Annotated in this window: 13 protein-coding genes; 6 read left to right on the forward strand and 7 right to left on the reverse strand. The window is 70.1% G+C overall.

Annotated features, from left to right (window positions below; genetic code table 11):
- Positions 1-184 precede the first annotated feature (184 nt).
- The 3 genes from P3102_RS17425 to P3102_RS17435 all read left to right on the forward strand — a co-directional run bounded on the left by P3102_RS17425 (position 185) and on the right by P3102_RS17435 (position 3186).
- The gene (locus P3102_RS17425) at positions 185-1255 is read left to right on the forward strand and encodes a MoxR family ATPase (protein ID WP_005150115.1); all 1071 of its coding nucleotides are present in this window, start codon (positions 185-187) and stop codon (positions 1253-1255) included.
- Between the two features lie 69 nt (positions 1256-1324).
- Positions 1325-2209: a DUF58 domain-containing protein gene (locus P3102_RS17430; protein WP_276371220.1), complete on the forward strand. Its 885-nt coding sequence runs from the start codon at positions 1325-1327 to the stop codon at positions 2207-2209.
- Positions 2206-3186, forward strand: coding sequence for a VWA domain-containing protein (locus tag P3102_RS17435; RefSeq protein WP_276370581.1), 981 nt, complete (start codon positions 2206-2208; stop codon positions 3184-3186). Before P3102_RS17430 ends, P3102_RS17435 begins: the two co-directional genes overlap by 4 nt.
- 82 nt (positions 3187-3268) lie before the next feature.
- On the opposite strand, the gene P3102_RS17440 is transcribed toward P3102_RS17435, so the two are convergent.
- The gene (locus P3102_RS17440; RefSeq protein WP_276370583.1) at positions 3269-3730 is read right to left on the reverse strand and encodes a tRNA (cytidine(34)-2'-O)-methyltransferase; all 462 of its coding nucleotides are present in this window, start codon (positions 3728-3730) and stop codon (positions 3269-3271) included.
- Positions 3731-3841: 111 nt separating this feature from the next.
- On the opposite strand from P3102_RS17440, the gene P3102_RS17445 reads away from it, so the two are divergent.
- Entirely contained in the window at positions 3842-5437 is a 1596-nt protein-coding gene (locus P3102_RS17445; RefSeq protein ID WP_276370585.1) for an alkaline phosphatase D family protein, read from the forward strand.
- On the opposite strand, the gene P3102_RS17450 is transcribed toward P3102_RS17445, so the two are convergent.
- The 6 genes from P3102_RS17450 to P3102_RS17475 form a co-directional block, all read right to left on the reverse strand.
- Positions 5425-5856 carry a thioesterase family protein gene (locus tag P3102_RS17450; RefSeq protein ID WP_276370587.1) on the reverse strand — a complete coding sequence of 144 codons (432 nt, stop codon included), beginning with the start codon at positions 5854-5856 and terminating at the stop codon, positions 5425-5427. The two genes, P3102_RS17445 and P3102_RS17450, sit on opposite strands and share 13 nt — an antisense overlap.
- Positions 5857-5920: 64 nt before the next feature.
- Positions 5921-7207: a lipase gene (locus tag P3102_RS17455; protein WP_276370589.1), complete on the reverse strand. Its 1287-nt coding sequence runs from the start codon at positions 7205-7207 to the stop codon at positions 5921-5923.
- A gap of 99 nt (positions 7208-7306) precedes the next feature.
- Positions 7307-8248: a TAXI family TRAP transporter solute-binding subunit gene (locus P3102_RS17460; protein ID WP_276370591.1), complete on the reverse strand. Its 942-nt coding sequence runs from the start codon at positions 8246-8248 to the stop codon at positions 7307-7309.
- Positions 8245-9648: a HAMP domain-containing sensor histidine kinase gene (locus P3102_RS17465; RefSeq protein WP_276370593.1), complete on the reverse strand. Its 1404-nt coding sequence runs from the start codon at positions 9646-9648 to the stop codon at positions 8245-8247. Before P3102_RS17465 ends, P3102_RS17460 begins: the two co-directional genes overlap by 4 nt.
- 3 nt (positions 9649-9651) lie before the next feature.
- A complete protein-coding gene (locus P3102_RS17470; protein ID WP_276370595.1) occupies positions 9652-10314 on the reverse strand; it encodes a response regulator transcription factor in 663 nt (220 codons plus the stop codon).
- 16 nt (positions 10315-10330) lie between these two features.
- Complete coding sequence (locus tag P3102_RS17475) at positions 10331-11686, reverse strand: MFS transporter (protein WP_276370596.1); 1356 nt, start codon at positions 11684-11686, stop codon at positions 10331-10333.
- Positions 11687-11878: 192 nt separating this feature from the next.
- On the opposite strand from P3102_RS17475, the gene P3102_RS17480 reads away from it, so the two are divergent.
- Positions 11879-12583, forward strand: coding sequence for a beta-ketoacyl-ACP reductase (locus P3102_RS17480; protein WP_276370598.1), 705 nt, complete (start codon positions 11879-11881; stop codon positions 12581-12583).
- 48 nt (positions 12584-12631) lie between these two features.
- Positions 12632-13399: an enoyl-ACP reductase FabI gene (fabI, locus tag P3102_RS17485; protein ID WP_276370599.1), complete on the forward strand. Its 768-nt coding sequence runs from the start codon at positions 12632-12634 to the stop codon at positions 13397-13399.
- Positions 13400-13553: the final 154 nt, after the last annotated feature.

Raw genomic sequence — 13553 nt, forward strand, 5'->3', positions numbered from 1 at the left:
GTCTTCCTGTGCTGGGGAAGTGGTGCCCGGCCACCCGGTCGCCTCACCGCCAGCAGGCGTCGCCGAGGCCTTCACAGCCGTCATACCGCTGATCGGGTTGGCTACCTTCACGAACGGCTGTGTCACCGACCACTACGGTCACATCCGGACGCAGAACCGCAAGCGGGGAACACAGGAGGCACGAGTGACCGAGCCCGGCTACGCCGACGGCGCGCAGCAGCAGCCCGGAACGCCGGCGCGGGACGCCCAGTTGCTGGAGCGGACCGTGTTCGAGGTCAAGCGGATCATCGTCGGCCAGGACAGGCTGGTCGAACGGATGCTGGTCGGCCTGCTGGCCAGGGGGCACCTCCTGCTCGAAGGCGTCCCCGGTGTCGCGAAGACCCTCGCCGTCGAAACCTTCGCGCGAGTGGTCGGCGGCTCGTTCTCGCGCGTGCAGTTCACCCCGGACCTGGTCCCCGCCGACATCCTCGGTACCCGGATCTATAGGCAGGGCGCCGAGCGGTTCGACGTCGAACTCGGCCCGGTGGTGGCGAACTTCGTACTCGCCGACGAGATCAACCGCGCGCCGGCGAAGGTGCAGTCGGCGATGCTCGAGGTGATGGCCGAGCGGCACGTGTCGATCGGCGGCCAGACCTTCCCGATGCCCGACCCGTTCCTCGTGCTCGCCACGCAGAACCCGATCGAGAACGAGGGCGTGTACCCGCTGCCCGAGGCGCAGCGCGACCGCTTCCTGTTCAAGATCGTCGTCGAGTACCCGACCGCCGAGGAAGAGCGCGAGATCATCTACCGGATGGGCGTCACCCCGCCCACCCCGCAGGAGGTGCTGAGCCCGGCCGAGCTGGTCCGGCTGCAGAACGTCGCTTCGCAGGTCTTCGTGCACCACGCGCTGGTCGACTACGTCGTCCGTCTCGTCCTCACCACCCGGACGCCGAACGACCACGGCCTCGCCGACGTCGCGGGCTGGGTGTCCTACGGTGCCTCGCCCCGTGCCAGCCTCGGCATCATCGCCGCCTCGCGAGCGCTGGCGCTGGTCCGCGGCCGCGACTACGTGTTGCCGCAAGACGTCGTCGACGTCGTTCCCGACGTGCTGCGCCACCGGCTCGTGCTGTCCTACGACGCGCTGGCCGACGGCGTCCCCATCGACCACATCATCACGCGGGTGCTGCAGACCGTGCCGTTGCCGCAGGTTTCGGCCCGTCCGCAGGGCGGCGCCGGGCAGGGTGGCCCGGTTCCGGCCGGCGCACCCGTCAGGTAAGGAACTCGCGTGAAGAACGAGAAGGGCGAACGTCCTTCCTGGGCACCGCCGGTACTCCGCGGGGAGCGGATGGAGGCGGGCCTGCGCACGCTCGAACTCGACGTGCGCCGCCGTCTCGACGGTCTGCTGCAGGGCAATCACCTCGGCCTGGTGCCGGGGCCCGGTTCGGAACCGGGAGAGGCCCGGCCGTACCAGCCCGGTGACGACGTCCGCCGGATGGACTGGGCGGTCACCGCGCGGACGACGAGCCCGCACATCCGGGAGACCGTCGCCGACCGCGAGCTGGAGACATGGCTGGTGGCGGACGTGTCCGCGAGCCTCGACTTCGGCACGGCGCTGTGCGAGAAACGCGACCTGGTCGTCTGCGCGACGGCCGCCGTCGCCCACCTGACCGGCGGTGGCGGCAACCGCATCGGCGCGCTCGTCTCCAACGGGGCCGGCAGCATCACGCGCATCCCGGCGCGCGGCGGGCTCCCGCACGCGCGGGGACTGGTCCGCAAGATCGCCGAGACCCCGCGAGCCGAAGAAGGTGTCCGCGGAGATCTAGCCGCGGCACTGGAGAAACTGCGCCGCCCGCCCCGCCGTCGCGGGCTGGCTGTCGTGATCTCCGACTTCCTCGGTGACCTGGAATGGCAGCGCCCGTTGCGCGCGCTCGGCGGGCACCACGACCTCATCGCCATCGAAGTCCTCGACCCGCGCGACCTCGACCTGCCCGACGTGGGCACCGTCGTGCTGGCCGACCCGGAGACAGGGAAACAGCGCGAAGTGCACGCTTCGGCCTTGCTGCGCAAGGAATTCGGCGCCGCGGCGCATGCTCACCGGCAGGAGGTCGCGGCCGCGTTGCGCCGGGCCGGTGCCGCGCATCTGGTGCTGCGCACCGATTCGGACTGGATCGCGGACATGGTCCGGTTCGTGGTGGCCCGCAAGCGCCGCTGGTCCGGTGGTGTCGCGTGAGCCTGACCGGATTCGCGTCGCCGTGGTGGTTCCTGCTCCTGCTGGCGGTCGCCGCGGTGGCCGTCGGCTACGTGCTCTCCCAGCGCGCGCGGCGCAAGCGCACCATGCGGTTCGCCAACTTGGAACTGCTGGAGAAGGTCGCGCCGAAGAGCCAGGGATGGGTGCGGCACGTTCCCGCCATGCTGATCGTGCTTGCGCTGCTGGTGCTCACCGTCGCCCTCGCCGGGCCGACGGCCGAGCAGAAGGTGCCCCGCAACCGGGCGACCGTGGTGCTGGTGATCGACACCTCGCTGTCGATGGAAGCGACCGACGTCGCCCCGACCCGGCTGAAGGCGGCCCAAGAGTCGGCGCGTTCGTTCGCGCAGAACATGACTCCCGGGGTGAACCTCGGGCTGATCTCCTTTGCCGGGACGGCGACCGTGCTGGTCGCGCCGACCACCGACCGCGGTGGCGTGGTGAAGGCGATCGACAACCTCAAGCTGGCGCAGTCGACGGCCACCGGTGAGGGGATCTTCGCCGCGTTGCAGTCGATCGAGAGCTTTTCGGCGATCGTCGGCGGCGCGAAAGGCCCGCCGCCCGCCCGCATCGTCCTGATGAGTGACGGCAAGCAGACGGTCCCGGACGATCTGTACGCCCCGCGAGGCGGCTACACGGCCGCGCAGGCGGCGAAGCAGGCCCAGGTGCCGATCTCGTCGATCTCGTTCGGGACCACGCACGGTTCGGTCGACATCGACGGCAAGCCGCAGGACGTGAAGGTCGATGACGAATCGCTGGAGGAGATCGCCCGGCTTTCGGGTGGCGATTTCTACAAGGCGGCGAGCGCGGACGAACTGAAGCGGGTGTACGACGACCTCGGCGAGCAGATCGGGTACGAGCTGAAGGACGCCGACGCGAGCCGTCCTTGGGTGATTCTGGGGACGCTGGTCTTGATGATCGGGGCCGCGGCTTCGCTCTTCCTGGGGCAGCGACTGCCCTGATCCGGCTCTCGAGAGTGCTATGAAAGGTCCTTTCCTTGCAAATTTGGCAAGGAAAGGACCTTTCATAGCATGAGGGAGAGCCTCAGGGAGTCGCGAAGCCGTTCTGCCGCCAAGCTTCGTAGACGGCGATCGCCGCGGTGTTCGACAGGTTCAGCGACCGGCTCGTCGGCAGCATCGGCAGCCGCACCCGGTCGGTCACCTGGGCGGACTCCTGCACCTCCGCGGGCAGCCCCGCCGACTCCGGCCCGAACATCAGCACGTCTCCGGGCGCGTACGCGACGTCGGTGTGCAGCCGGGTCGCCGAGGCGCTGAACGCGTGGACCCGGGCGGGAAGCAGCGCGGCCCACGCGGCGTCGAGATCCGCGTGGACGTGGACGCGCGCGAGGTCGTGGTAGTCGAGCCCGGCGCGGCGCAACTGCTTGTCCTCCAGGGTGAAGCCGAGCGGCTCGACCAGGTGGAGTTCGCAGCCGGTGTTCGCGGTCAAGCGGATCGCGTTACCCGTGTTGGGCGGGATTTCCGGGCGGTAGAACAGGATGCGGAACACGAGGGTTGATCGTCTTTCGTTCACGGGCGCTTCGCCTGAGCGCGGCCGGGTGGCCATCAAGCCGGACGAGCATGAGGCCCGCCCGTGACCATCCCACCACAGGAGGGCTTCATGCCTTCGCTCCCACACCCCCTGTCGCGGCGTCGCTTCCTCGGTTATGGCTCCGCCGGTGCGGCCGCCGTCCTGCTGGGAACCGGTGCCTGGAACGCCGCCGGCGCGATGCCGCTCGCTCGCGGTGCCGGAAACCCCTTCACCCTCGGTGTCGCGTCGGGTGACCCGTTGCCCGGCGGTGTCGTGCTCTGGACGCGGCTCGCGCCGAAGCCCTACGAAGCCGACGGCTTCGGCGGTATGCCGCGGACGCCGGTCCGCGTCGAGTACGAGGTGTCGCTCGACGAGCGCTTCCGCGCCGTGCTCCGCCGCGGATCCGTGGTCGCCACGCCCGAACTCGGCCACTCCGTGCACCCGGAGATCCACGGCCTGGCACCGGACCACGAGTACTTCTACCGCTTCCGCACCGGGGGAGAGGTCTCGCCGGTCGGCCGCACCCGGACCGCGCCCGTCGCGTGGTCGTCGCCACGCGAGCTGAACTTCGCGTTCGCGTCCTGCCAGAACTGGGAGGCCGGGCACTTCACCGCGTACGAGCACATGGCGGCCGAGGATCTCGACCTGGTCGTGCACCTGGGCGACTACCTGTACGAAAGCGGCGTCACGGGCGTCGGCCGCGGCACCCCGGTGGGATCGCAGTTCAAGGGCGAGACCTTCGACCTGGCCCGCTACCGGCTCCAGTACGCGCTCTACAAGTCCGAAGCGCCGCTGATGGCCGCGCACGCCGCCTTCCCGTGGATCCACGTCAACGACGACCACGAGGTGGAGAACAACTGGGCGGGTGACATCTCGCAGATCGACAAGGAACCGGACCAGGACCGCGCGGTGTTCCGCCGGCGGCGCGCCGAGGCGTTCCAGGCGATGTACGAGCACCTGCCGTACCGCATCGCCCAGCTGCCGAAGGGGCCGGACGCACGGCTTCACCGGCGGTTGAGCTACGGCACGCTGGCCGACTTCACCATGCTGGACACCCGCCAGTACCGCGACGACCAGCCGTGCGGCGACGGCCAGTCGGCGAACTGCACCGAGCGGTTCGACCAGGAGCGCACGTTGCTCGGCTCGGAACAGCGGAAATGGCTGCTCGACGGCTTCTCCCGATCGCGCGCGCGGTGGCAGATCCTCGGCAACCAGGCACCGATGGGGCAGACCGACACCGACGCGGGCGAGGCCACGAACGTCCACCTCGACCCGTGGGACGGCTACGTCGCCGACCGCGACCGCGTACTCGCCGCCGCGCAGGACCGCGGGGTGCGGAACCTGGTGGTCATCACCGGCGACCGGCACCAGAACTACGCCTGGGACCTCAAACGCGACTTCGCCGACCCGGGTTCGCCCACCGTCGCGAGCGAATTCGTCGGGACGTCGATCACCAGCGGCGGCAACGGCGCCGACATGACGCCCGCCGGTGAGAACCTGCTGAAGGCCAATCCGCACATGAAGTTCTTCAACAACCAGCGCGGGTACGTCCGGGTCAACGTCGACCGGCGGCGCTGGCGGAGCGACTTCCGGGTGGTGCCGTTCGTCAACACCCCCGGCGCGCCGGTCAGCACGCGGGCCAGCTACGTCGTGGAGGACCGGCGCCCCGGCGTTCAGTCCGCCTGAGCGGGAAGGAGGGCGGCGTACACCTCGCGTACCGACGCGGGTGGCGCCGCCTTCTTCAGCGTCTTCGAATCGACGAAGACATAGCGTGTCTTCACTTCCGTGCACAGGTCGCCGCCGCGGGTGATCTCGAAGTCGATGATCAGCGACGTCGTGCCGAGGTGGTCCAGGTACACGGCCACGACCAGTTCGTCGTCGTAGCGGCAGGGCGCGCGGTAACGGAGGTTCGATTCGGCGACCACGACGTCGACGCCGTGGTCCAAGGCCGCTTGGTGGGAGCCGAAGAGGACTCTCTCCACCTCGAACATGGCCATGTCGATGTAGGCGAGGTAGTTCGCGTTGAACACGATGCCCTGCGCGTCGCATTCGTGGTAGCGCACGCGCAGCGGCATTTCGACGATCGGTTTCCGTGGCTCTGGCACGGTTTCCAACGTACGCGAAGGACTCCTTCCCCTGGCTGCCGAGGGAAGGAGTCCTTCACGGGGCTCAGTCGATGAAGTCGATGTTCGGATGGCGCGGCGATTCACCGTGGAACAGGTGCCGGTCGCGGCCCTTCAGGTGCAGATCGAAGAACGCGCCGATGTACTCCCGTTGCGCCGCCAGCGAGCGGCGGGGATCGATGGTGCCGATGACCGCCTCACGCTTCTCCGGCGCCACGCGCGAGCCGAGTTGCGGCACGACGACCTGAAGATCGCTGTAGGCCATGTGCGTGCTACCGCCGCGCAACAGCAGATCCCGCTTCCAGCCTCGCTGGTTGGCCCAGAAGTCCGCCCAGCTGCGGTCGAAATCGGGCTGCTTGTGCGTGTGCTCCAACGCCTTTCCGTTCTCGTCGACGCCCTCGGCGCCCATCAGCAGGAACGGCCGGTCCAGACCGCGTTTCGTGACCTCGCCGGGCACGTAGGCACTGCCCGGTGGGTAGCCGAACGCGGTCGCCATCGCGCCGTCCAGGTTGATCCCGGCGTCGATCCGGCGGTCGTGCACCATCGTCTCGCCGGAGGTGAACCCGCCGTAGGAATGCCCGTAGGCGCCGACCCGGGACAGGTCGAGCGACCAGCCGAGGCCGCGGGGGAGCTGCCGCTTCTCCGCGTCGGGATTCTCGCCACGGGCGATCTTCGCGAGCTGGTCCAGAACGAATCGGAAGTCACCGACCCGTGCGTCGAGCGCTTTCTTCATGAATTCGGGCCCCTCACCCGGTGGAAGGGCCGGTTCGAGCCGCCCGCCGGGGAATTCGACCGCCGCGCTCTCGTAGGTGTGCGAGAGCGAGACGACCACGTAGCCGCGACTCGCCAGATCGTCGACGATCGCCGAGTACGTCTCCCGAGGGCCGCCGAAACCGGGGGAGAAGAGCGCGACCGGCTTGGGCGCGCCGTGCGCCGCGGGAACGCCGAGCTCGGCCCGCCGCTTCGCCGACGCCCAGTCGATGGAGCCGGCCGGGAGGCCGAGGTAGTCCTCGCCGGACAGCGCCTGGTCGATGACGCCGCTCATCCCCGGCGTGAGCCACGGCGCGCGCGGCCCGTCGGCGAACCGGTCCGCCGGATAGGTGACGGTGACCATGAGTTCCCGGCGCCGTTCCGGTTTCCACGGATCGGGCCGGGAGCCGTCGACGAGGTGGAGGTCGGTGGTGCCGATGTCGTAGTGGCCGGTGAGGGCCGGTGCGGTGAGCTTGGCCTGATCGGCCGCGACGGCGGGGGCCGCCGTGGCGAGCCCGCCCGCGAGCGCGAGGCCCGCGATCAGCGCCGAACCCCGCGCCACCCTGGTGTGTCTCGATGACACTGCTGGAGTCCTTCCGGATCGGGGCGGCCCGGTGGCCGCCTGCCCCGACCCTGGCAGCGCTCCACGTCGGCGCGCATCCCTCTGAAGATGGAGTGCGGGTCACCCGTGCAGGGCACGATAGGCCGACGCGGCCCCAGGGTGCAGCGGGACCTTGCCGGTGCCGATCAGGGTCCGGACGTCGAGGAACTGGGTCCCGACGGCGGGGGCCGGGACGAGGTCGGCGGCATGCCCGGCCAGCACGCGTGTGACGGCGGCCGCGACGTCGTCGGGCAGCGAAGGCGCGGCCAGCAACAGGTTCGCCACGCCGATCGTCCGAAGTTCGCCGACGCCCTGGTATGCCTGTGCCGGGACGTGGACCTGGTCGTACACCGGCCCGTAGCCCGCCCGCAGTGCCGGCAACTGGGCGTCGAGGGGGAGCAGGGTGATCGCGGTGGTCCGGTTCAGTTCGGTGAGCGCGGGCGTCGGGATCCCGCCGGACCAGAGCAGCGCGTCGACCTCGTGCGCCGCCAACGCGTTGATCGCTGCACCCAGCAGCAGGTTCTTCGCCCGCACCGGCACTTGGGCGCGGGCGAACAGCCGCGCGCTGAACACCGCCACGCCGGAACCGCTCGCGCCCATCGCCACCGGCCGTCCGGCCAGATCGGCGAGCGAGCGCACGCGGCCGTCCGCGCGGACCACGAGCTGGTGGTAGTTCTCGTAGACGCGGCCGATGGCCGAAAAACCGATCGGGACGGAGAACGGTTCCGAGCCGGTGAAGGCGGCCTCGGCCACGTCGCCGAGGACAAGCCCGAGATCGGCCCGGCCGTCCCGCAGCCGTCGCAGGTTCTCGACACTGGCCTCGGTGGCGACGGCGGTCGCGTGCAGCCGGGGCTCCGCGCGGTTCAGCTGCTGGGCCAGCAGTTCGGCGAAGGCGAGATAGAAACCGCCGCTCTCACCGGCCGAAATGACGACCTCCCGCGCCGGCCCCCGGTAGCCCGTCGTGGAACAGCCCCCGAGGGTTGCCAGGCCGGCGAGGATCGCCGTACGCCGGGTGACGGTCATGGCGTCCCTCCCGTGGCGAGAAGGAGTTCGACGCGGACTTCGAGCCCGTGCGGTTCGGCTTGGCGCAGCTCGAGTTTCCCGCCACGGGCGAGCACATGCTGGTTCGCGATCGAGAGGCCGAGTCCCGTCCCGCGCGGCGCTCCGTCGCCGCCTGCCCGCCAAAAGCGTTCGGTCGCCCGTTCGCGGTCCTCTGTGGACAGTCCAGGACCGTTGTCGGACACGAAGACGGTGGCGGTCGTGTCACCGGTCTCGTAGCCGGTGGTGATCGTGGCGCCGCGGCCCGCGTAGCGCACCGCGTTGTCCAGCAGGACGTCCAGCACCTGGGCAAGATCGCCTTCCGGGCACCGCACGGGCACCGGCTCGTCGTGGCCTGCCGACGCCGCGAGCCGGACTCCCGCGTCGTCCGCCGAGGGACGCCACGCGTCGACCCGTTCGGCCAGTACGGCCGGGAGGTCGCAGGGTTCGTCGCCGGCTTCACCCGCGGCGAGCCGGGTCGCGGCGCTTTCGGCGAGCGCCAGCGCGAGCAGCCCGTCGAGCAGGGACTCCAGGCGCTCGACCTCCGCGACGGTCGCCCGATAGGCCCGCTGGCCGTCCCCGCCGACCCGCGCGGCCAGCGAATCCACCCGCAGCCGCAAGGCGGCCATGGGATTCCGCAGCTGATGCGACGCGTCCGCGACGAGCCGCCGCTGCTGTGCGGACGCCTCGACGACGGCGTCGGACATCCGGTTGAACGACGTCGCGAGCGAACGCAGCTCGCGGGGTCCGGCCCGGTCGGGGACCTGTGCGCGATGCCCTTCGGTCACCGCTTGCACGCCGTTCTCCAGTTCGTGCAACGGCCGCACCATCCAGCGGGCCAGCAGGACCGCGAGCAGCACGAACACCGCCGCGACCAGCGCCGCGCCCGCGACGATCGTGGCCCAGCGGGTGGCGACGCCGGCCGCCGCCGCGGTCACCGACGCGCGAAGGACGACCACACCGGCCACCCTGGTCCCGGTACCCACCGGCCGGGCGAAATAGACCGGATCCACCGACCACGGGCTCAGCTGTTCGGGGCCTTTGGCCGGCTGGTTGCGCAGTGCGGCCTCGACGAGCGAGCGGACCACCGGTTCCGAGGCGGTCATCCCGCCGGTCTCGACGAGCGGGCCTCCGCGCGCGTCGACCACCACGACGGCCTCGCCGTACAACGACGAATACCGCTCGGCGTCGACCGCCAGCACGGTCGGGTCGGCGGCGTCGACGGCCTGCTGCGCCAGGACGACGAACCGGTCGACGTCGGCGTGGCGGGCGATCACCAGCTGCTGGGTCCGCTGCGCGGCGGTCGACCCGAGCAACGGGATCGCGAACGCGGCGACCACGGTCAGCGCGAGCGCGACGAGGACGACCAGCAGCCGGGTGCGCACCGGTCAGTCCCGGCCCAGCCGGTAGCCGAAACCCCGGATGGTGGTCAGCAGACCCGGGCGGTCGAGCTTCGCGCGTAGCTGGGTCAGGTGCACGTCGAGGGAACGGGAGACGGCGAGGTAGGCGTCACCCCAGACCTCGTCCATCAGCTGCTGGCGGCTCACCGCGGTTCCCGGCCGGGCGGCGAGCACCGCCAGGACGGCGAACTCCTTGGCGGTGAGCCCGATGTCGTGCCCGTCGACCAGCACACGGCGCGCGCCGAGGTCGATCTCGACGTCCTCGACGCGGACGACGCCGTCCCGCGGCGTGACCGAGACCGCGGCACGCCGGACGACCGCGTCCATCCTCGCCAGCAGTTCGGCCAGGCGGACCGGTTTGGTCAGGTAGTCGTCGGCGCCGAGCCGCAGCCCGCGCACCACCGACCGTTCGTCCCCGCTCGCGGTGAGCACGAGCACCGGCACCGGGGAGACCTGCCGGACCTTCCTGAGCACGTCGAGCCCGTCCATGTCGGGCAGGTTGAGGTCCAGCAGGATCACGTCGGCCGCGCGATGGCGATGCAGCGCGTCGCTGCCGCGGATCGCGTGGGAGACGGTGTGCCCGCGCGTCTGCAGTGCTTCGACGAGCGCGTCGGCGACACCGGCGTCGTCCTCGACGAGCAGCACCCGCACGGCCACACCTTCCCGCCTAGCCTTCGCGGCCGGACACGAGCTCGGGCTCGGGCTTCTTCTTGTCCAGCTCCGAGGTCTTCGAGGTTTCCCGCATTGTGCCGTACACGATGAGCGACACCAGGACACAGCCCGCGACGTAGAAGAAGAACACCGATTCGTGACCGGCCCCCTTCAACGCCTGCGCGATGAGCTCGGCCGTGCCGCCGAAGATCGCCACGGTGAGCGCGTAGGGGAGACCGACACCGATGGCGCGGATCTTCGTCGGGAACAGCTCGGCCTTCACGATCGCGTTGATCGAGGTGTAGCCGGTGACGATCACCAAGCCGGCCAGCATCAGCAGGAAGGCGAGCACCGGCTCCTTCGTCCCGCCCATCAGCGTCATGATCGGGACGGTCAGCAGCGTGCCGGCGATACCGAAGAACAGCAGCAGCGGACGGCGGCCGATGCGGTCGGAGAGTTTGCCCGCGAACGGCTGCAGGATCGCGGCGACGAGGATCGCGCAGAACAGGATCAGGGTGACCGTCCGGCGCGGGATGCCCGCGGTGTTCTCCATGAACTTCTGGCTGTAGGTGGCGAAGGTGTAGAACGACACCGTGCCACCGAGGGTGAGGCCGACGACGAGCGCGATCTCCTTGGGGTACTTGACGAGCGCGCGCAGCGTGCCCTTGTCGCCCGCCTTCTTGCCGGTGCCGGACGCCTTGGCCTCCTCGAAGCTGGCCGACTCGTCCATCCCGCGGCGCAGGAACATCACCACGACCGCGGCGAGCGCGCCGACGACGAACGCGATCCGCCAGCCCCACGACGTCAGCTGCTGCTCGGTCAGGATGGCCTGCAACAGCAACTGGAGACCGAGCGCCAGCAACTGGCCGCCGTACAGCGTCACGTACTGGAAGCTGGAGTAGAAGCCGCGCTTGCCCGGAGTGGCCACTTCGGACAGATAGGTCGCGGAGGTCGAATACTCACCGCCGACCGAGAGCCCCTGGATGAGCCGGGCCACCAGCAGCAGGATCGGCGCGGCGATGCCGATCGTGGCGTAGGTCGGCGTAAGCGCGATCATCAACGACCCCGCCGCCATCAACGTGACGGAAAGCACGAGTGCGCTTCGCCGTCCGAAGCGATCGGCGAACCGGCCCAGCATCCAGCCGCCGAGCGGTCGCATGAGGAATCCGACGGCGAAGACCGCCGCGGTGCCGAGGAAGGCCGCCGTCGTGTCCTTGGTGGGGAAGAAGGACTTGGCGAAGTACGTGGTGAAGGCGGCGTAGGCGTACCAGTCGTACCACTCGACCAAGTTGCCGATCGAGCCGCGCAGCACGTTGCCGACGACTCGTTTCTCGTTTACGGGCGGCGACGCTTCGCCGATCCGGGTTGTCATCTTCGACCTCCTGTGTTCCGGCTCACGGTGAACAATCCACGACCGCCGGGCAAGGTTTCGGCGCGGTTCCTAACATCCGCTTAGGACGGTCGCGGTTACCCGGAGGTAGGGGTGGCGCGGCTCCGGCGGACACCGGGTGAGCCGATAGCCTCAGTGCCGTCAGCGCGACAGGACGAGGCGAGGAGAGCTGAAGTGGGACGGTCGGTACTGGTCACCGGCGGCAACCGCGGCATCGGTTTGGCGATCGCGAAGGACCTCGCAGCGCAGGGGCACGAGGTCGCGATCACGCACCGCGGTTCCGGAGCGCCCGAAGGTCTCTTCGGGGTGCAGGCCGACGTCACCAACGCCGAGCAGATCGACGCCGCCTTCAAGCTCGTCGAGGAGCACCAGGGCCCGGTCGAGGTCCTCGTCGCGAACGCGGGCATGACCGACGACACCCTTCTCATGCGGATGAGCGAGGAGCAGTTCACCCGCGTGGTGGACGCCAACCTCACCGGCGCCTACCGGGTCGCCAAACGCGCCTCGCGCGGCATGCTGCGCGGCAAGTGGGGCCGCTACATCTTCATCTCCTCCGTCGTCGGCCTCACCGGCTCGGCCGGTCAGGTCAACTACGCGGCGAGCAAGGCCGGTCTCGTCGGTCTCGCCCGTTCGCTCGCGCGTGAGCTGGGATCGCGCAACATCACCTCGAACGTCATCGCGCCGGGCTTCGTCGCCACGGACATGACCGGCGAACTGGGCGAGGACCGCAAGCAGGAGATCCTCGCCCAGATCCCCTCCGGCCGGTACGCCGAGCCGTCGGAGATCGCCGCCGCCGTCCGTTACCTCGCCTCCGAAGAGGCCGGCTACGTCAACGGCGCGGTGCTGCCGGTCGACGGCGGCCTCGGCATGGGCCACTGACGTCCCCGTTTCCCCGTATCGATCGAAACCATCCGGACTGGAGGTCCCGTGCCAGGACTGCTCGAAGGCAAGCGCCTGCTGATCACCGGCGTCATCACCGACGCCTCGCTCGCGTTCCACGCGGCCAAGATCGCGCAGCAGGAGGGCGCGAAGGTCGTGCTCACCGGCTTCGGCAGGCTGTCGCTCGTCGAGCGCATCGCCAAGCGCCTCCCCGAGGCGGCGCCGGTGCTGGAGCTGGACGTCACGAACCAGGAGCACCTCGACTCGCTCGCCGGCCGCGTCCGTGAGCACGTCGACGGCCTGGACGGGGTGCTGCACTCGATCGGGTTCGCCCCGCAGTCCTGCCTCGGCGCGCCGTTCCTGGACGCCCCCAGCGAGGACGTGAAGGTGGCCGTCGACGTCTCGGCGTACTCCTTCAAGGCACTCGCGGTCGCGACCCTGCCGCTGCTGTCGCGTGGTTCGTCGATCGTCGGCATGGACTTCGACGCGCGCGTCGCGTGGCCCGCCTACAACTGGATGGGCGTCGCGAAGGCCGCGCTCGAGTCGGTCAACCGCTACCTGGCCCGCGACCTGGGCCCGCAGGGCATCCGGGTCAACCTGGTCAGCGCCGGCCCGATGAAGACCATGGCCGCGAAGTCGATCCCCGGCTTCGCGGATCTGGAGAACGGCTGGGGCGATCGGGCCCCGCTCGGCTGGGACAGCTCCGACCCGGACCCGACGGCGAAGTCGGTCTGCGCCGTGCTGTCGGACTGGCTGCCCGCCACCACCGGCTCGATGATCATGGTCGACGGCGGTCTGCACGCCACCGGATTCTGAGGTCTCGACGCGCCGGCTTCTGAGGTACATGAAGGCCCCCTTCCTTGCGCCAGGCGCAAGGAAGGGGGCCTTCATGTACTTCCGGCGTCAAGGGAGAAACGCCTGAGCCACGTGCCACGAGTCCTCTTGTCGAGCAGTGCGTAGAACTCGCGGA

This window comes from Amycolatopsis sp. QT-25, assembly GCF_029369745.1.
Taxonomy (GTDB): domain Bacteria; phylum Actinomycetota; class Actinomycetes; order Mycobacteriales; family Pseudonocardiaceae; genus Amycolatopsis.

Excerpts from the sequence above, each read along its gene's own strand:
- P3102_RS17430 (WP_276371220.1), top strand. The coding sequence starts at position 1,325 with ATGGAGGCGGGCCTGCGCACGCTCGAACTCGACGTGCGCCGCCGTCTC.
- P3102_RS17445 (WP_276370585.1), top strand. The coding sequence starts at position 3,842 with ATGCCTTCGCTCCCACACCCCCTGTCGCGGCGTCGCTTCCTCGGTTAT.
- P3102_RS17460 (WP_276370591.1), bottom strand. The coding sequence starts at position 8,248 with ATGACCGTCACCCGGCGTACGGCGATCCTCGCCGGCCTGGCAACCCTC.
- P3102_RS17475 (WP_276370596.1), bottom strand. The coding sequence starts at position 11,686 with ATGACAACCCGGATCGGCGAAGCGTCGCCGCCCGTAAACGAGAAACGA.